This window comes from Stenotrophomonas maltophilia group sp. Smal32, from assembly GCF_030237085.1.
Classification (GTDB): Bacteria; Pseudomonadota; Gammaproteobacteria; order Xanthomonadales; family Xanthomonadaceae; genus Stenotrophomonas; species Stenotrophomonas maltophilia_Q.
The window spans coordinates 1-16,125 of record NZ_JASJSI010000032.1 but is presented as its reverse complement, the minus strand read 5'-3'; the positions used below and the strand labels follow the sequence as shown (position 1 = coordinate 16,125).

Sequence of the window (16,125 nt, the reverse complement as noted above, 5' to 3'; positions counted from 1 at the left end):
GCTGCGTCTGAAGTGCTGGAAACCGGCCTGAAGAATTCTGAAGGCCCTGTGCCACAAGGCTCGCAGGTGTCAACCCGGGTTGACGCGCTCTTCCTCTTCTTCCTCGCCCAGCCACCACACCTGGCCCGGCTCGGGGTCACTCAGCGCATGCTCTCGCTGTTCGATGGCCTCCAGCACGCGTCCCGGGGCCGCGGCGGTCCACGTCGCCAGCAGCTTCTCCACCGCAGCCCGGCCCTGCGCGGCAATGCCCAGATCGCGCTCGCGCGCCCAGGTACCTTCTTCGACGGCCTCTGCATCGTCGTCATGTTGATGCGGGGTGCCATAGCTGCAGCGGCGGCACAGCCGGCGCACGGTCGCGGTCCAGTCCTCGACCATGCCGATGCCGGGCAGGTCCATGGCCCCCAGGGCAGCGATGTCATCGGCAGAATCGCACTGCACGAACACGGTGAAGGTCGCCATGTCCGATCGCTGCAGGCGCTGCATTGCGTTGAACACCGGTACCTCGTGTTCGCCGTACGTACGTCGGCCGGTCGACGCACCGTCATGCAGCACGATGTCGCCGAAGCGGAAGCCGCTTTCGGGTAGCGGTACGTTGTCGATGCGTGCACGCACCGGATCAATGCGGCTCATGTACACCACCTCGGCATCGGACCACGGCGCCAGGCGCATGCAGGCCACGCCGAAGCTGCCCTCGATCGGGCCTTCGCCCTCGGGCAGGGTAATGCCACAGCGGATCCACTGGCGTCGTGCTTCGGCCCAGTCCGCCATGCCGGTGGCCGCGATCCCGGCATTCCAGGCGGTGGCGACATCGAATTCCCCGCGCAGCTGCTCCGATCGCAGGTTGTCCTGCAGCGAGGCCGCCCAGTCGCGCAGGTACTTGTGCGCCAGCCCGCGCATGTAGTGCAGGTAGGGCACCTCGGGAGCGATGGCGATCAGTTCGCCGAACAGCGCCACCGCCTGCGGCAGGTCGCCTTCGTGGAACGCGTCGTAGGCGCGCGCTTCCAGTATCTGGTGTTCGTCGAGGGATGCGCCGTCCAGCAGGTCGCCGTCGGGAGTGGTGTCGTGATCGGTGCTCATGTCCATGTGCGGTTGAAGATCCGCGGCCACCTTAGCCGATGCAGGGGGCCGGGTGCGCTGCGTCGGTGCGTGTCCTGCTGCAATGCATGATGGCAGTGGCATGACTGCCACGTTGTCGCCCTCTGGCTGATCGTTGCTGTCCACTGGACGACATGCCACGACATCGGTCCCATGGCCTCATCGGTTTGCTAACGTGGCGGCGCCTTCGAACCGGGAGATTCCATGTTCCGCCAGACCGTGGCCGTCCTTGCCGTGCTGATTGCCGGCGCCCTGCCCATTGCCGCGCACGCCGCGCCCGCACAGCCGCCGATCTTCGGTGCCTACTACCCCGGCGGTTCCGCCGAGCGCTATCCGGTGTCGAGCATTCCGGCCGAGCGCCTGACCCACCTGTTCTACGCGTTCTCGACCATCGAGGATGGGCGCTGCACGATCGGTTCGGAAGCACCGAAGAACTTCGCCGCGCTGGCCGAGCTGAAGAAGGCACACCCGCACCTGCGCACGCTTATTTCGATTGGCGGCTGGGGCGCGGGCGGGTTCTCCGATGCGGCGCTGACCGAGGCCAGCCGCAAGCGGTTGGTGGATTCGTGCATGGTGCTGTTCTTCGATCGCCACGCCGGCAGCTTTGATGGGGTGGATATCGACTGGGAGTTCCCGGTCAGTGGTGGCCCGAAGGAGCTGGCGCACCGTCCGCAGGACCGCGCCAACCTGACCCGGCTCGCGCAGGCGTTCCGCGTGGCACTCGATGCGCGCGGTCGCAAGATGGGACAGCCGATGCTGCTGACCGCCGCGCTGGCCGCCGGTCGCCTGCAGACCGATGGCCCCTACGATCCGGCGGCGAGCTACGACCTGCCGGCGTTGGCCAAGGTGTTCGATTTCATCAACCTGATGAGCTACGACATGGGCACCGGCTTCTCGGCGGTGTCGACCTTCAACGCACCGCTGCATGAGGTGGCGGCCGATCCACTGGCGCCGGAACTGCGGCGCTGGAACAACGTGGCCGGTGCCGTGCAGTTCTACCGCGAGCACGGCGTACCGGCCGGCAAGCTGGTGCTGGGCGTGCCGTTCTACGGGCGCGGCTTCAAGGTGACCGGTGATGCCCCGGATGGGTTGTACCAGCCCTACAGTGCACCGGCCGATGCCGGCGACTGGCGGGTGATCAAGGCGCGCTATCTCGACCAGCCGGGCTGGACGAAGCATTGGCAGCCGCAGGCGCAGAGCCCGTGGCTGTACAACGCGGAACAGAAGGTCTTCATCAGCTATGAGGACCCGCGCTCGATCGGCCTGCGTGCGCAGTTCGCCCGCGAGCAGGGCCTGGCCGGCGTGTTCATGTGGGAGCTGACCGGCGACGACGAACAGGCCAGCCTGCTCAACGCCATGCTCGGCCCGTGGCAGAAAGCCCGCATCGGCGATTGAGCCACCCGCTGGCGGCGGATGCGGCAACGCCATCGGCCCAACCCCGCACATCGTGGCAATGCCCGCAGCGTTACGCTGCGGGCATGATCCATCTCGAACGCCTGGACCATCTGGTCCTCACCGTGGCCGACATCGAACGCAGCTGTGATTTCTACCAGCGCGTGCTCGGCATGCAGGTCGTGCGCTTCGGCGCCGGCCGCACCGCGCTGCAGTTCGGCCGGCAGAAGATCAACCTGCATCCGGCCAGCGCCCCGCTGCAGCCGCATGCGCTGCAACCCACGCCGGGCAGCGCCGATCTCTGCCTGATCACGCGTACCGCCATGGCCGATGTGCTGGCCCACCTGCAGGCGCAGTCCGTTGCGGTGGAGGAGGGGCCGGTTGCACGCACCGGCGCGCTGGGTCCGATCGAATCGGTGTACTTCCGCGACCCGGATGGCAACCTGATCGAAGTCAGCCATTACCCCGACGAAGCACAACTGCTCCGGTAGCGCCGGACCATGCGGGGCGACGCGTCAGTTCGCCCAGACGCTGTTCGGATCGCCGTTGCGGGCGCGACGCTGGCTGGCGACTGCCAGGCGGGCGAAGCCGAAGGCCATGGCCAACGCGATGGCATCGATCCAGAACAACGGCCACTGGCCCTGCGAGGCAGCGCGCCACAGCCAGTCACCATTGAGTGCGCCGTGCAGCACCGGCACCAGCGCGGTACTGATCGCCGCCGCCCACAGCAGCTCGCGTGCGGCCTGCGCCGGGCGTCGCAGCGCGGCCCACAGCGCACAGGCCGCCCAGCTGCCAAAGCAGGCCCAGCGGATGCCATGGTCTACCGCCGCCGGCGCCAGCCGTTCCAGCACCAGCGCGGTGAGGAACGCGACCGAGATCGCCACGCACAGGCCGATGCACACGCCGACCGTGGCCCGTGCCATGTTTACTCCGGCGCGCGGCTGCTGCGGCTGGCGACGCTTGCGCCGCGACTCGATCCACAGCAGGTTGCCCGAGTAGAACAGGAACGCACCGCCGAGGCCGAGCAGGAAGTACAGCCAGACCACCACGCCGTTGCCGAACTCGCCGAAGTGCAGCGCATAGGCGGCGCTGAGCGTGGCGTGGTTGGCGTCGCGCTGGCCCGGCAGCTGGGTCGCCAGTACATTGCCGGTGGCAACGTCCAGCGCCACAGCGCCGAGGGGGCCGAGCGTGCCGGTGGATTCACCGGTGATCTCGATGGTGGCGTTGGCGTCGCCGGCGTTGGCCAGCTTCAGGTAGGCCGGCTCGAAGCTGGTCACGCCCTGTGCGCGCGCCACTTCCAGCGCCCGCGCATGCAGCACGCGCAGGCTGCCCGGCGGCGAGGGGATGCCGGTCGCTTCACGCACCGGTGCGGTGTCCATCGCTGTTGGCACGGCCTGCAGGGCCTTGCCGTCGAAGATCAGCGGGTTGAGCAGGGCCATCTGCACGAACACCAGGCAGAGCAGGGCCCCGGTCACCGCGAACATCAGGTGGAAGGGCAGGCTCAGCACGCCGATCACGTTGTGCGCGTCCTGCCACAGCTGTTTCAGGTTGCGCCCCGGACGCAGCGCGAACAGGTCGCCGAGCAGCTTCGGCATATGGATCACCAGGCCGCTCAGCAGGGCCATGCCGTACAGCAGGCTGACGATGCCCATCACGTAGATGCCGGCCACGGGCAGGCCGAGGCTGTAGTGCAGCTCGTTGACCAGTTCCGCCAGCCCGGTCTGCGGCGGCGTCGGGCTGCCGGCGATCTGACCCGGCCAGGCGTAGCGCCAGCTGCCGTCATCGGCCTGCCAGTACGCGAGTGGCTGCGGGTGGTCGGCGCCGGGGAAGGTCATGCCGACGTGGCGGCGGGCTTCCGGATGCGTGGCCAGTACGTCCTCCAGCAGGTACTGCGCATCATCCAGTCCTGCCGGCAGCGCAGTGGCTGCGCCCGGCGTCTGCCACAGCGGCAGATCGTGGTGGAACAGGGTCAACGCACCGGCGTAGAAGGCCACGAACAGGCCGAAGCCAGCCACCAGGCCGACCCAGGTATGCAGGGTGGTGAACGTGCGCAGGGTCTGCGAGCTGAACTTCATGGGGCAGGTCTCATTGCACCGCGCCGAACAGGCGCAGCAGCCCAAGCACGGCGAAGCCGGCGGCGGCGCTGCCACCCAGCACCAGCCAGGCACGCAGCGCGCTGCGGAAACTGAACGCCCACAGGGCGGCCAGCATCCACAGCGGGATGAAAGCGATCAGGGACGGCACCAGCGCCCGCTGCCAGGGGCCGGGCGGCAGCCATGCCAGCAGGCCGGTCGCGGCGGCGGCCAGGAAGAAACCGGCGACGATGCCAGCGAAGGCGCGCGGCCACATCAGGGCGACTCCGGGCCGGGACGGTGCCAGGCGGCCAGGGCCGGCAACAGCATCGCCGCCAGCATCCAGGTGCACAGCATCGCCACCAGGCCGGCAGCGAAGCCGAGTTCTGCCATCCACAGCCACAGCGCAGCGGCGGCCGCGACCAGGCCGATCTGGCGGCCCAGGCGACCGGCGCGGCGCAGGCGCGGCCAGCGGCAGTGCGGCGAGGCGGCATAGAAGGCCAGCGCCGAGAACATCGCCGCCAGCATGCCCAGGCTGCAGAAGCCGAGCGTGGAAAGGCCGACGGTGATCATTGCGGACGGCTGCCGCGGCAGCGGGCCGGCGAACGCGGGGCACGGGCGGGGCCGGCGGGAGCCGGTCGGAGCGGGTGGCGCATCACGAGGTCCTGGGGGAAAGCGGGCAGGCTGGCACGGGGCGGGCTGCGTGCACATGGTAGTCATTGCGTTTTCACGCCGCCAGCGGCGGCCATTCAGCGGACCGTACGGTAGCCCTTGGGCTTTCCGGTGCGCTGGTTTAAGATCGTCACACTCCCCGACTGGAACAAGGTGGCCCGCGCCCAGCGCCGGCCGAGCGTGCGACATGAGCACTACCACCGCCCACTGTTGACCTGCCCCCGAAGGCCCTGTGTTCCAGGCGCCCTCGTGGCGCTTTTTTATTGCCCGGGCGCCGCCCCGGGACCGCTTTCCAGCCCGCCCCGCGGGCCCCGCACGAAGCCACTGCGATGATCAACATTACCCTTCCCGACGGCAGCCGCCGCGAGTTTGAAACCCCCGTCAGCGTCATGGACGTCGCCCAGTCGATCGGTGCCGGCCTGGCCAAGGCCACCATCGCCGGTGCCGTGGATGGCGTGCTGGTCGATGCCAGCGACGTCATCGACCACGATGCCAGCCTGCGCATCATCACCGCCAAGGACGAGGAGGGCGTGGAGATCATCCGCCACTCCTGCGCCCACCTGGTCGGCCACGCCGTCAAGCAGCTGTACCCGGACGTGAAGATGGTGATCGGCCCGGTGATCGCCGAAGGCTTCTATTACGACATCTACTCCGAGCGCCCGTTCACCCCGGACGACATGGCCGCGATCGAGAAGCGCATGGGTGAGCTGATCGCCCAGGACTACGACGTCATCAAGAAGATGACGCCGCGCGCGGAAGTGATCGAGATCTTCAAGGCCCGTGGCGAGGACTACAAGCTGCGCCTGATCGAGGACATGTCCGACGATATCCAGGCGATGGGCATGTACTACCACCAGGAATACGTGGACATGTGCCGCGGCCCGCACGTGCCGAACACGCGCTTCCTGAAGGCCTTCAAGCTGACCCGCATCTCCGGCGCCTACTGGCGTGGCGACGCGCAGAACGAACAGCTGCAGCGCATCTACGGCACCGCCTGGGCCGACAAGAAGCAGCTCGAGGCGTACATCAAGCGCATCGAGGAAGCCGAGATGCGCGACCACCGCCGCATCGGCAAGCAGCAGGACCTGTTCCACCTGCAGGAAGAAGCGCCGGGCCTGGTGTTCTGGCACCCCAAGGGCTGGGCGCTGTGGCAGGTGGTCGAGCAGTACATGCGCAAGGTCTACCGCAACAGCGGCTACGGCGAAGTGCGCTGCCCGCAGATCCTGGACGTGAGCCTGTGGAAGAAGTCCGGCCACTGGGACAACTACCAGGACAACATGTTCTTCACCGAATCGGAGAAGCGCACGTACGCGGTCAAGCCGATGAACTGCCCGGGCCACATCCAGGTGTTCAACCAGGGCCTGCACAGCTACCGCGACCTGCCGATCCGCTATGGTGAGTTTGGTTCCTGCCACCGCAACGAGCCGTCCGGCGCGCTGCACGGCATCCTGCGCGTGCGTGGCTTCACCCAGGACGACGGCCACGTGTTCTGCACGGAAAACCAGATCGAGTCGGAAGTGACGGCCTTCCACCAGCAGGCGCTGGCGGTTTACCAGCACTTCGGCTTCGACGAGATCCAGATCAAGATCGCCCTGCGCCCGGAATCGCGGCTGGGTGACGACGCCACCTGGGACAAGGCCGAAGGCGCGCTGCGCTCGGCACTGACCGCCTGTGGCGTGGAATGGCAGGAGCTGCCGGGCGAGGGTGCCTTCTATGGCCCGAAGATCGAGTACCACCTGAAGGACGCCATCGGCCGTACCTGGCAGCTGGGCACCATGCAGGTCGACTTCATGATGCCGGGCCGCCTGGGCGCCGAGTACGTGGACGAGAACAGCCAGAAGAAGCACCCGGTCATGCTGCACCGCGCCATCGTCGGCTCGATGGAGCGCTTCCTGGGCATCCTGATCGAGCACCATGCCGGCCAGTTCCCGGCCTGGCTGGCCCCGACCCAGGTGGTGGTGGCCAACATCACCGATGCCCAGGCCGACTACGTCTCGGGTGTGACCAAAACCCTTGCGGAGCAAGGCTTCCGCGTCAGCTCGGATTTGCGTAACGAGAAGATCGGCTATAAAATCCGCGAGCATACGTTGCAGCGCGTGCCCTACCTGCTGGTCATCGGTGACCGCGAGAAGGAAAATGGGGCTGTGGCGGTGCGTACGCGTTCTGGCGAAGATCTGGGCAGCATGAGCCTGCAGGCCTTCATCGAGCGGCTCCACGCCGAGGGCGCGTAAGCAAAGGTCCGGTCCGGGCGCACAGGCACCCGGACCGGTTCGATACCCTTGGGAGAACGTAATATCAGCACCCCTGACAACAAACAGAACCGCAAGAATCAGGAAATCCGTGTGCCGCGCGTCCGCGTGATCGGCAGTGACGGAGAAATGATCGGCGTGTTGTCGCGCGACGAAGCGCTGTCCATGGCCGAAGATGAAGGCCTGGACCTGGTCGAAATCCAGCCGCAGGCCGATCCGCCGGTCTGCAAGATCATGGACTTCGGCAAGTTCAAGTTCGAAGCGCAGAAGAAGGCCAGCGAGGCCAAGAAGAAGACCAAGCAGGTCGAGATCAAGGAAGTGAAGTTCCGTCCGGTCACGGACGAGGGCGACTACCAGATCAAGCTGCGCAAGATGCGCGGGTTCCTCGAGGATGGTGACAAGATCAAGGTCAACATCCGCTTCCGTGGCCGTGAAATGAGCCACCAGGAACTGGGCCGCGAAATGGCCAACCGGATCGAGACCGATCTGGGCGAGGACATCGTCATTGAATCCCGTCCGCGCCTGGAAGGGCGTCAGATGGTCATGATGATCGCGCCGAAGAAGAAGACCTGAGGCCTGATGGGCCGCCTTCCGGGGCGCCTGGCTGAATGGTTCAGGGTAAGGGGACGCCGTTGGCGTCCCTTTGCTTTTGCAGGAAGCCGGTGAATTGCCGGCGAAAGGGTTGCAGGGGCTGGTGGCAGGGCGGTTTTGCCTGTATCATGCCCGGCTCGACCCACCCAGGACGGGTCGTACGCCGATCATGGCAGGACGGAAAGAGCGGCCCAGGCCGCCGCCAGATCAGTCAGAAACCAGGGTCATATCCCATCAAGGACATTGCAATGCCCAAGATCAAGACCAACCGGGCAGCGGCCAAGCGTTTCCGCAAGACCGCCTCGGGCAAGTACAAGTGCGGCCACGCCAACCGTAGCCACATCCTCACGAAGAAAGCGACCAAGCGTAAGCGTAATCTGCGTCAGACGGGCCATGTCCGTGCAGAAGACGCAGGCCGTCTGGACCGCATGCTCCCTTACCTCTGAGGAACTGAAAAATGGCACGAGTTAAGCGTGGCGTACAGGCGCGTCGCCGCCACAAGAAGATTCTGGATCTCGCCAAGGGCTATTACAACGCCCGTCGCAAGGTCTTCCGCGTCGCCAAGCAGGCGGTCATCAAGGCACAGCAGTACGCCTACATCGGCCGTAAGCAGAAGAAGCGCAACTTCCGTTCGCTGTGGATCACCCGTATCAATGCGGCTGCCCGCATCAACGGCCTGAGCTACAGCCGCTTCATGAACGGTCTGCTGAAGGCCGGCATCACCCTGGATCGCAAGGTCCTGGCTGACATCGCCGTGCACGACGCAGCCGGTTTTGCTGCGCTGGCCGAAAAGGCCAAGGGCGCGCTGGCGGCATAAGTCCTTCCCGATGCCGTAACCGTTCACTCGGAACGGTGTCAGGTCAAGGCAATGCATGGGGAAGGGCGCAAGTCCTTCCCCATTCTTTTTTGGGTCCCGGCGAGGCCACGACGGCAGCGCGGGGACGGCGGTGGCGACAGGGGTCGGCCCTTCGCGCATCGCGATGGCAGATCGACTGGAGTTCCGGCCCCCCATGAGCGACATCCAATCCCTCACCACCCAGGCGCTGGCCGATGTGGCCGCCGCACAGAGCCCCGACGTGCTGGAACAGCTGCGCGTGGCCCTGCTTGGCAAGAGTGGCAGCATCACTTCGCAGCTCAAGCAGCTCGGCGCCCTGCCGGCCGACGAGCGCAAGGCCGCCGGTGAAGCGATCAACCAGGCCCGTGACGCGCTGACCCGCGCGCTGGGCGAGCGCAAGGCGCTGCTGGAAGACGCGGCACTGGATGCGCGCCTGGCCGCCGAAGCCATCGACATCACCCTGCCGGGCCGCAATGGCGACCGTGCCGGCCTGCACCCGATCACCCGCACCCTGGAACGCATCACCGGCATCTTCGGCCGGCTGGGCTACGAGCTGTCGGAAGGGCCGGAGATCGAGGACGACTGGCACAACTTCGAGGCGCTGAACTTCCCGCCGCACCACCCGGCGCGCGCCATGCACGACACCTTCTACTTCGGCGACGGCCGCCTGCTGCGTACGCATACCTCTGGTGTGCAGGTGCGCTACATGGGCGACCACGCGCCGCCGCTGCGCATGATCGCCGCCGGCAAGGTGTACCGCAGCGACAGCGACCAGACCCACTCGCCGATGTTCCACCAGGTCGAAGGCCTGCTGGTGGACGAGCATTCGACCTTCGCCGACCTGAAGGGCACGCTGGCCGAGTTCGTGCGCGCATTCTTCGAGCGCGACTTCGAGATGCGTTTCCGTCCCAGCTACTTCCCGTTCGTTGAACCGGGCGCGGAAGTGGACATCGCCTGGCAGCAGCCCGATGGCAGCACCCGCTGGCTGGAAGTGCTCGGCTGCGGCATGGTGCATCCGAACGTGCTGCGCAACGTCGGCATCGATCCGGAGCGCTACACCGGCTTTGCCTTCGGCATGGGCGTGGAGCGTTTCGCGATGCTGCGCTACGGCGTCAATGACCTGCGCGCGTTCTTCGAGAACGATGTGCGGTTCCTGAAACAGTTCGCGTAAGCCGCAACCATGTAGAGCCGAGCCATGCTCGGCTGCTCCTAAATTCGCAGGCCCAGGCGCATGCGCCGGGCCCACCAGGGTGACACCATGAAATTCTCCGAAAACTGGCTGCGCAGCCACGTCCCGACCTCCGCCTCGCGCGATGAACTGAGCGCGGTGCTGACCGCCATCGGCCTGGAAGTGGAAGAGGTGACCGCGCTTGGCGAAGGCCTCGACCACGTGGTCGTGGCTCGCATCGTCGAAGCCGTGCGCCATCCCGAAGCCGATCGCCTGCAGGTGTGCAAGGTCGATGCCGGGCAGGGCGAGCTGCTGCAGATCGTGTGCGGCGCACCGAACGCGCGCCCGGGCCTGGTCGCGCCGCTGGCGATGGTCGGTGCGCAGATCGGCGAGCTGAAGATCAAGCCGGCCAAGCTGCGTGGCGTCGAATCCAACGGCATGCTGTGCTCGGCCAAGGAGCTGGGCCTGGACAATGATGCATCCGGCCTGCTGGAGCTGCCGGACGATGCACCCGTCGGCCAGTCCCTGGTCGAGTATCTGGGGCTGCCGGACGCCAGCATCGAGATCAAGCTGACCCCGAACCGCGCCGACTGCTTCAGCCTGCGCGGCATCGCCTACGACGTCGCCGCGGCCACCCGCAGCGAAGTGCTGGATTTCGCCGCCGATGCCATTGCGCCGGTCGGCAGCCGTGAACTGTCGATCCAGCTCGATGCCGGCGCCGAAGCGCCGCGTTACCTGGGCCGCGTCATCGAAGGCGTCAACGCCGCCGCCAGGACCCCGCTGTGGATGGCCGAGCGCCTGCGCCGCAGCGGCGTGCGTCCGGTCTCGCTGCTGGTCGACATCACCCAGTACGTGATGCTGGAGCTGGGCCAGCCGATGCATGCCTACGACCTCGGCACCCTGCAGGGCAGCATCGCCGTGCGCCGTTCGCGCGCGGGCGAGAGCCTGAAGCTGCTGGACGGCCGTGACGCCGCGCTGGACGACAGCTTCCTGGTGGTCACCGATGCCGACCGTGCGGTCGGCCTGGCCGGCCTGATGGGCGGCTTCGACACCCGCGTCACCGATGACACCGCCGCGGTGTTCCTGGAGGCCGCGCACTTCGCGCCGGCCGCGATCATGGGCCGTGGCCGCAAGCTGGGCCTGCACACCGATGCCGGTCATCGCTTCGAGCGTGGCGTCGATCCGGCACTGCCGCGCACCGCCATCGAATACGCCACCCGCCTGGTGCTGGACCTGGCCGGCGGTACCCCGGCGCCGGTCACCGAGGCCGTGCGTGAAGCCGATCTCCCGCAGCCGGCAACCATCGTGCTGCGCCGCGCCCGCATCACCCGCGTGCTCGGCATCACCATCGACGACGCCGAAGTCGAGCGCATCCTGCGCGCGCTGGGCATGGACGTGGCTGCCACGGCCGAGGGCTGGCAGGTCGCCGCGCCGAGCCGTCGCTTCGACATTGCCATCGAAGAAGACCTGATCGAAGAACTGGCCCGCATCCACGGTTACGAGCAGATCCCGACCACGCTGCCGGGCGGTGCCTCGCGCGTGGCGATGCCGAGCGAGACCCAGCTGGACGCGCTGAGCGTGCGTCGCCAGCTGGTCGCCCGCGACCAGCAGGAAACCGTCAACTTTGCCTTCGTCGACCACGCGCTGCTGACCCAGTGGCAGTTGCGCGACGGCCTGGTGCCGCTGGCCAACCCGCTGTCGGCGGAACTGGCGGTGATGCGCCCGTCGCTGCTGCCGGGCCTGGTCGCCACCCTCGGCCGCAATGCCGCGCGCCAGCTCGGCCGCGTGCGCCTGTTCGAGATCGGGCGCGTGTTTGTCCAGCAGGCCGGGGACGGCCAACCGGCACCGCTGGAAACCCCGCGCGTGGCCGCTGCGGTCTGTGGCGATGCGCAGGCGGTGCAGTGGGGCCTGCCGACCCGCAAGGTCGACTTCCACGACCTGAAGGGCGACCTGGAATCGCTGGCCGCGGCCAGTGGTGCGCAGCTGGAGTTCCGCCCGTCGGCCCGTCCCTATGGCCACCCGGCGCGTTCGGCCGAGGTGTTCCGCGATGGCGTGGCGATCGGCTGGATCGGCCAGATCCACCCGCGCCTGGCCAGGGCGATGGACATCGAAGCCGACGTCTATGCCTTCGAACTGGACCTGGAACCGCTGGCCGCCCGTCGCCTGCCGCGTGCGGGCGAGCTGTCGCGCTTCCCGGCAGTGCGCCGTGACCTAGCGTTCCTGGTGCCTGAACAGGTGGCCTGGGCCGACCTGGCGGCGACCGTCCGCCAGGCCGCCGGCCCACTGCTGCGCGACCTGAACCTGTTCGACCGCTATGTCGGCCAGGGCGTCGAGCCGGGATTCAAGAGTCTCGCTATGGGCTTGATTTTGCAGGACAAGTCGCGCACTCTGACGGACCGCGACGTGGATGCGGTGGTGGCCGAGGCGGTCACTGCCATCGAGCGTGAACACCACGCCCGGATCCGCGGCTGAGCGGGCAGCACTCGGGGGTAGCAGGCAATGGCATTGACCAAGGCGGAGATGGCGGAAAAGCTGTTCGACGAAGTCGGTCTGAACAAGCGGGAAGCCAAGGAATTCGTCGACGCGTTTTTCGATGTGCTGCGTGAAGCATTGGAACAGGGACGTCAGGTGAAGCTGTCGGGCTTCGGTAATTTCGATCTGCGGCGCAAGAACCAGCGCCCGGGTCGCAACCCCAAGACCGGCGAGGAAATTCCGATTTCCGCCCGTACGGTGGTCACCTTCCGTCCGGGCCAGAAGCTCAAGGAGAGGGTGGAAGCTTATGCTGGATCCGGGCAGTAACCGCGAACTACCGCCGATCCCGGCCAAGCGCTACTTCACCATTGGTGAAGTCAGCGAGCTGTGCGACGTCAAGCCGCACGTCCTGCGCTACTGGGAAACCGAGTTTCCCAGCCTTGAGCCGGCCAAGCGCCGAGGCAACCGCCGCTACTACCAGCGCCACGACGTGCTGATGGTGCGGCAGATCCGCAGCCTGCTGTACGAACAGGGCTACACCATCGGTGGTGCACGCCTGCGCCTGGATGGCCCCGATGCCCGCGAGGAATCGGCGTTGAGCAACCAGATCATCAAGCAGGTGCGCATGGAGCTGGAAGAAGTGCTGCAGTTGCTGCGCCGCTGATCCCATTTCCATCGTAATCCGCTATACTTCACGGCCCGCCGCACTGGCGGGCACATCGCAGCATCAGTCGGGGCGTAGCGCAGCCTGGTAGCGCATCTGCCTGGGGGGCAGAGGGTCGTCGGTTCGAATCCGGCCGTCCCGACCACTGTGATGAATCAAGAAGCCTGCGCAGCGATGCGTGGGCTTTTTTGTGAGCGCGGTGTATGCTGCGCGCCACTCGTACTACCGCGGCTGCTGAACCCGGTACTCACGAGAACACATCATGGAATCTGCAAGAAACCGTGCCTGGCGTCGCAGCCAGGCTCGCAACCGCGGTGGCGACCGCGCTACGACCGCCTACAGCTACAAGCCCGAGAAGAACTGGAAGCTGCTGTATACGCGCGATGCCAAGCTCGCGCGTGCACGCCAGCTGGGCTTCACCTATCCGGTCCTCAGCGCCCGCCAACTGCAGGAACAGGAATGATCAACCTGCTGTTCGTCTGCAGCCGCAACCAGCTGCGCAGCCCGACCGCCGAAGCCATGTGGCGACGGCGGCCCGGCTTCGCAGCGCTGTCGGCCGGCACCAGCCCACATGCACGACGCCCCATCGGCCCGGCGGATATCCGCTGGGCCGATGTCATCTTCGTGATGGAGGCCAAGCACCAGCATCGCCTGCAGGCCACGTACGCACGCCTGCTGGAGCACAAGCGCCTGCATTGCCTGGACATCCCCGACGACTATCGCTGCATGGATCCGGTGTTGATGGACCTGCTGGACGCCAAGGTGGCCGTGTATCTCGATCAGCTGCCGGCAAAGCGGTAGATCAACTCCGGATCGCCTTTGTCCAGTCCATGCACGATGCCGTGGTCGATGAAACCGGGCGTGGCGAGCAAGCGTTGCATGCTGGTGCTGGTGCTGGTGCTGGATGCATGGGGCGAAGTGAAGCGCTTGCCATGGCCCTGCAGCGCGATGGCGTGCGCGTGAGCAATCGCTGCAGCCAGCGCGCGGCCGGCAGTCAATACACCCGGAACTCGGCCCTGCAGCCATCGCTGACCCAGATGCCGCGGCGGTCCCAGCCCCAGTTGTGGTCTTCGATGCAGGTCGTCACCGATTTCTGCTTGACCATGCGCACCTCATGACGCACGCGGATGCGGCATTCCTTGTCCTTCTTTTCGTAGGACTCACAGACCAGGCGTTCACCCTCATCGTCGCGATCACGGCCCCTGCCGCGTCCCGGCCAGCGGCCATGTTCATCGGCGACAAACTCGGCACGGCAGCCATCGGTCACCCAGAGCATGCGACGGCTCTGGCCCCAGTTCTGGTTTTCCACGCAGCGGGTGACCGATAGTTGCCTGGCCAGGCGCATCGGGCCCTCGATCGGGCATTGCTCGGTCTTGTTGAACTGGGATTCGCAGCGAAGTGCGGGAATGTGCGCTGCGTCGTAATCCTGGGCAGCCACGGTGGTGGCTGCAAGCAGCATGGCCAGGGAGATGCCGCCAATCGGCAGCAGCAGGCGATGGGTCATGGGGGCCTCGTTGAGGGAGCGGGCGGCAAGAATGACCCAGCCCGGGTCCATTGGAACGCTTCGTTCCCGACGTGGCTCAGTGGGGATTTAGTAGTGCGCGCGGGTCCATGCAGAGGCTTACATCCCGTATCATCGCTGCACATCCGATCGCATCGGGTTACACCTTCTTACATGTCTTCCACGCCTGTCGGCGCGGCCTGTGGCGGCCGTCACTGGCGCGCGGCCGGCCTGTGGAGGACGATGCGCGGACCACGACGACCACAGGGGGTTGCGTTGATCAGCAGTATCGTCATTCATCGCTCGGTAGGCGCAGGCGCCGCCGAGGTGCAGGTCCTGGACACCACCTTCAAGGGCAAGCATGTGTTCGTTGCCTGGGGGCTGCGCGGGCCGGAACTGACCCGCAGCGCGGACCCGGCTGCCACTGTGGCTGCGCGCAAGGCGCTGCAGTCCGTGGCAGGGCACAGCGAAGGGCCGCGCAGCCCGGAAGTGTTCATTGCCAACCAGTCTGCGGTGGCGATCACCGTCTATCGCCTGCTCACCGATGCGCGCTCGGGAGATGGCGTCTTCTTCCTGTGCGATTCGCAGGCCGTGGTCGACTGGTTGATCACCGCGCTGGAAGTCCGCGACGCGGGCTGATTCCGCGTCGCGCATTGCGGCGTCTCAGCCGAGTGCTGCATCCACCGCAGCCAGCGCATGCAGGGTGGTGGTGTCGAACAGCGGTACTGCGCTGTCTTCCGGCCGTACCAGCAGCATGATCTCGGTACAGCCCAGGATGATCGCTTCAGCGCCGCGCTCGACCAGGCGCGCGATCACGCCGGCGTAGAGCTGCCGCGAGCGCTCGCTGACCACGCCGGCAATCAGCTCCTGGTAGATGATGTCGTGCACGTTGCGGCGGTCATCGGCGTCAGGCACCACTACCTCCAGGCCGAAGCGTTCCTGCAGGCGGCCTCGATAGAAGTCCTGCTCCATGGTGAAGGCCGTACCGAGCAGGCCCACTTTGCGCGCGCCTGCCTGCAGGATCGCAGTCGCGGTCGGATCGGCGATGTGCAGCAGCGGCAGCGTGCAGGCCGCCTCGATGCGATCGGTCAGCTTGTGCATGGTGTTGGTGCAGATCAGCAGCAGGTCGGCGCCGCCCGCCTGCAGGCGCCGCGCGCCATCGACCATGTGATCACCCAGGGCGTCCCAGTCGCCGTCGTGCTGCAGCTGCTTGATGCCGGCGAAATCCACCGACCACAGCAGCAGCTGCGCGGAGTGCGCGCCTCCGAGCCGCCGCCGGACCTGCTCATTGATGAGGCGGTAGTACTGGGCCGAACTTTCCCAACTCATGCCGCCGATCAGGCCGAGGGTCTTCATGCGCTGCTCCAGGGAAGAGGCGGCCATTGCAGCACAATGAGGAAGGGCATTGCACAAC

Annotated in this window: 20 protein-coding genes and 1 tRNA gene; 14 read left to right on the top strand and 7 right to left on the bottom strand. The window is 66.7% G+C overall.

The window, feature by feature from the left end; all coding sequences use genetic code 11:
• Positions 1-69 precede the first annotated feature (69 nt).
• Positions 70-1,077, bottom strand: coding sequence for a M48 family metallopeptidase (locus QRO91_RS10100; protein WP_285310378.1), 1,008 nt, complete (start codon positions 1,075-1,077; stop codon positions 70-72).
• A gap of 222 nt (positions 1,078-1,299) precedes the next feature.
• On the opposite strand from QRO91_RS10100, the gene QRO91_RS10095 reads away from it, so the two are divergent.
• Together QRO91_RS10095 and QRO91_RS10090 are read left to right on the top strand one after the other, a co-directional pair.
• Entirely contained in the window at positions 1,300-2,490 is a 1,191-nt protein-coding gene (locus QRO91_RS10095) for a glycoside hydrolase family 18 protein (RefSeq protein ID WP_197620255.1), read from the top strand.
• Positions 2,491-2,573: 83 nt separating this feature from the next.
• Complete coding sequence (locus QRO91_RS10090; RefSeq protein ID WP_197620254.1) at positions 2,574-2,978, top strand: VOC family protein; 405 nt, start codon at positions 2,574-2,576, stop codon at positions 2,976-2,978.
• Positions 2,979-3,002: 24 nt separating this feature from the next.
• On the opposite strand, the gene QRO91_RS10085 is transcribed toward QRO91_RS10090, so the two are convergent.
• Genes QRO91_RS10085 through QRO91_RS10075 form a run of 3 tightly spaced genes read right to left on the bottom strand, consistent with a single transcriptional unit; the run spans position 3,003 to position 5,132 of the window.
• Positions 3,003-4,562, bottom strand: a complete 1,560-nt coding sequence (locus QRO91_RS10085; RefSeq protein ID WP_285310377.1) for a PepSY domain-containing protein — start codon at positions 4,560-4,562, stop codon at positions 3,003-3,005.
• A gap of 10 nt (positions 4,563-4,572) precedes the next feature.
• Positions 4,573-4,836, bottom strand: coding sequence for a hypothetical protein (locus QRO91_RS10080; protein ID WP_049427283.1), 264 nt, complete (start codon positions 4,834-4,836; stop codon positions 4,573-4,575).
• Positions 4,836-5,132, bottom strand: a complete 297-nt coding sequence (locus QRO91_RS10075; RefSeq protein ID WP_049434122.1) for a hypothetical protein — start codon at positions 5,130-5,132, stop codon at positions 4,836-4,838. Before QRO91_RS10075 ends, QRO91_RS10080 begins: the two co-directional genes overlap by 1 nt.
• A gap of 428 nt (positions 5,133-5,560) precedes the next feature.
• Here QRO91_RS10075 and thrS point away from each other — a divergent pair, with 428 nt between their 5' ends.
• The 11 genes from thrS (at position 5,561) to QRO91_RS10020 (ending at position 14,011) form a co-directional block, all read left to right on the top strand.
• Positions 5,561-7,462, top strand: a complete 1,902-nt coding sequence (thrS, locus tag QRO91_RS10070) for a threonine--tRNA ligase (protein WP_049430379.1) — start codon at positions 5,561-5,563, stop codon at positions 7,460-7,462.
• 48 nt (positions 7,463-7,510) lie between these two features.
• The gene (infC, locus tag QRO91_RS10065; protein ID WP_005410437.1) at positions 7,511-8,053 is read left to right on the top strand and encodes a translation initiation factor IF-3; all 543 of its coding nucleotides are present in this window, start codon (positions 7,511-7,513) and stop codon (positions 8,051-8,053) included.
• Positions 8,054-8,319: 266 nt separating this feature from the next.
• Positions 8,320-8,517 carry a 50S ribosomal protein L35 gene (gene rpmI / locus QRO91_RS10060; protein ID WP_005410436.1) on the top strand — a complete coding sequence of 66 codons (198 nt, stop codon included), beginning with the start codon at positions 8,320-8,322 and terminating at the stop codon, positions 8,515-8,517.
• 11 nt (positions 8,518-8,528) lie between these two features.
• Complete coding sequence (gene rplT / locus QRO91_RS10055; protein WP_005410435.1) at positions 8,529-8,888, top strand: 50S ribosomal protein L20; 360 nt, start codon at positions 8,529-8,531, stop codon at positions 8,886-8,888.
• A gap of 193 nt (positions 8,889-9,081) precedes the next feature.
• Positions 9,082-10,077, top strand: coding sequence for a phenylalanine--tRNA ligase subunit alpha (locus QRO91_RS10050; protein WP_005417865.1), 996 nt, complete (start codon positions 9,082-9,084; stop codon positions 10,075-10,077).
• An 87-nt stretch (positions 10,078-10,164) separates the two neighbouring features.
• Entirely contained in the window at positions 10,165-12,546 is a 2,382-nt protein-coding gene (pheT, locus tag QRO91_RS10045) for a phenylalanine--tRNA ligase subunit beta (protein WP_049430388.1), read from the top strand.
• A gap of 27 nt (positions 12,547-12,573) precedes the next feature.
• The gene (locus tag QRO91_RS10040) at positions 12,574-12,873 is read left to right on the top strand and encodes an integration host factor subunit alpha (protein WP_005410432.1); all 300 of its coding nucleotides are present in this window, start codon (positions 12,574-12,576) and stop codon (positions 12,871-12,873) included.
• A complete protein-coding gene (locus QRO91_RS10035) occupies positions 12,854-13,210 on the top strand; it encodes a MerR family transcriptional regulator (protein WP_005410431.1) in 357 nt (118 codons plus the stop codon). The genes QRO91_RS10040 and QRO91_RS10035 overlap by 20 nt, the downstream gene beginning before the upstream one ends.
• 68 nt (positions 13,211-13,278) lie before the next feature.
• Positions 13,279-13,355 (top strand) — tRNA-Pro (locus tag QRO91_RS10030).
• 117 nt (positions 13,356-13,472) lie between these two features.
• Positions 13,473-13,673 (top strand): hypothetical protein, encoded by a 201-nt coding sequence (locus QRO91_RS10025; protein ID WP_014037933.1) that lies wholly within the window; start codon positions 13,473-13,475, stop codon positions 13,671-13,673.
• The gene (locus tag QRO91_RS10020) at positions 13,670-14,011 is read left to right on the top strand and encodes a low molecular weight protein tyrosine phosphatase family protein (protein WP_049430374.1); all 342 of its coding nucleotides are present in this window, start codon (positions 13,670-13,672) and stop codon (positions 14,009-14,011) included. Before QRO91_RS10025 ends, QRO91_RS10020 begins: the two co-directional genes overlap by 4 nt.
• On the opposite strand, the gene QRO91_RS10015 is transcribed toward QRO91_RS10020, so the two are convergent.
• Together QRO91_RS10015 and QRO91_RS10010 are read right to left on the bottom strand one after the other, a co-directional pair.
• The gene (locus QRO91_RS10015; RefSeq protein ID WP_370671861.1) at positions 13,990-14,208 is read right to left on the bottom strand and encodes a hypothetical protein; all 219 of its coding nucleotides are present in this window, start codon (positions 14,206-14,208) and stop codon (positions 13,990-13,992) included. The genes QRO91_RS10020 and QRO91_RS10015 overlap by 22 nt on opposite strands.
• Complete coding sequence (locus tag QRO91_RS10010) at positions 14,205-14,714, bottom strand: DUF3011 domain-containing protein (protein WP_099551918.1); 510 nt, start codon at positions 14,712-14,714, stop codon at positions 14,205-14,207. The genes QRO91_RS10015 and QRO91_RS10010 overlap by 4 nt, the downstream gene beginning before the upstream one ends.
• Positions 14,715-14,954: 240 nt before the next feature.
• Between QRO91_RS10010 and QRO91_RS10005 the strand changes: the two genes are divergently transcribed.
• On the top strand, positions 14,955-15,350 hold the full coding sequence (locus QRO91_RS10005; RefSeq protein ID WP_197620259.1) for a hypothetical protein: 396 nt from the start codon (positions 14,955-14,957) through the stop codon (positions 15,348-15,350).
• A 24-nt stretch (positions 15,351-15,374) separates the two neighbouring features.
• On the opposite strand, the gene QRO91_RS10000 is transcribed toward QRO91_RS10005, so the two are convergent.
• A complete protein-coding gene (locus QRO91_RS10000) occupies positions 15,375-16,067 on the bottom strand; it encodes an aspartate/glutamate racemase family protein (RefSeq protein WP_106548812.1) in 693 nt (230 codons plus the stop codon).
• Between the last annotated feature and the right edge of the window lie 58 nt (positions 16,068-16,125).

What these genes read in the sequence shown, in the direction of transcription:
- QRO91_RS10100 (WP_285310378.1), bottom strand. Translation starts at nt 1,077, where the DNA reads ATGAGCACCGATCACGACACCACTCCCGACGGCGACCTGCTGGACGGC.
- QRO91_RS10095 (WP_197620255.1), top strand. Translation starts at nt 1,300, where the DNA reads ATGTTCCGCCAGACCGTGGCCGTCCTTGCCGTGCTGATTGCCGGCGCC.
- QRO91_RS10090 (WP_197620254.1), top strand. Translation starts at nt 2,574, where the DNA reads ATGATCCATCTCGAACGCCTGGACCATCTGGTCCTCACCGTGGCCGAC.
- QRO91_RS10085 (WP_285310377.1), bottom strand. Translation starts at nt 4,562, where the DNA reads ATGAAGTTCAGCTCGCAGACCCTGCGCACGTTCACCACCCTGCATACC.
- QRO91_RS10080 (WP_049427283.1), bottom strand. Translation starts at nt 4,836, where the DNA reads ATGTGGCCGCGCGCCTTCGCTGGCATCGTCGCCGGTTTCTTCCTGGCC.
- QRO91_RS10075 (WP_049434122.1), bottom strand. Translation starts at nt 5,132, where the DNA reads ATGATCACCGTCGGCCTTTCCACGCTCGGCTTCTGCAGCCTGGGCATG.
- thrS (WP_049430379.1), top strand. Translation starts at nt 5,561, where the DNA reads ATGATCAACATTACCCTTCCCGACGGCAGCCGCCGCGAGTTTGAAACC.
- rpmI (WP_005410436.1), top strand. Translation starts at nt 8,320, where the DNA reads ATGCCCAAGATCAAGACCAACCGGGCAGCGGCCAAGCGTTTCCGCAAG.
- rplT (WP_005410435.1), top strand. Translation starts at nt 8,529, where the DNA reads ATGGCACGAGTTAAGCGTGGCGTACAGGCGCGTCGCCGCCACAAGAAG.
- QRO91_RS10050 (WP_005417865.1), top strand. Translation starts at nt 9,082, where the DNA reads ATGAGCGACATCCAATCCCTCACCACCCAGGCGCTGGCCGATGTGGCC.
- pheT (WP_049430388.1), top strand. Translation starts at nt 10,165, where the DNA reads ATGAAATTCTCCGAAAACTGGCTGCGCAGCCACGTCCCGACCTCCGCC.
- QRO91_RS10040 (WP_005410432.1), top strand. Translation starts at nt 12,574, where the DNA reads ATGGCATTGACCAAGGCGGAGATGGCGGAAAAGCTGTTCGACGAAGTC.
- QRO91_RS10035 (WP_005410431.1), top strand. Translation starts at nt 12,854, where the DNA reads ATGCTGGATCCGGGCAGTAACCGCGAACTACCGCCGATCCCGGCCAAG.
- QRO91_RS10025 (WP_014037933.1), top strand. Translation starts at nt 13,473, where the DNA reads ATGGAATCTGCAAGAAACCGTGCCTGGCGTCGCAGCCAGGCTCGCAAC.
- QRO91_RS10020 (WP_049430374.1), top strand. Translation starts at nt 13,670, where the DNA reads ATGATCAACCTGCTGTTCGTCTGCAGCCGCAACCAGCTGCGCAGCCCG.
- QRO91_RS10010 (WP_099551918.1), bottom strand. Translation starts at nt 14,714, where the DNA reads ATGACCCATCGCCTGCTGCTGCCGATTGGCGGCATCTCCCTGGCCATG.
- QRO91_RS10005 (WP_197620259.1), top strand. Translation starts at nt 14,955, where the DNA reads ATGCGCGGACCACGACGACCACAGGGGGTTGCGTTGATCAGCAGTATC.
- QRO91_RS10000 (WP_106548812.1), bottom strand. Translation starts at nt 16,067, where the DNA reads ATGAAGACCCTCGGCCTGATCGGCGGCATGAGTTGGGAAAGTTCGGCC.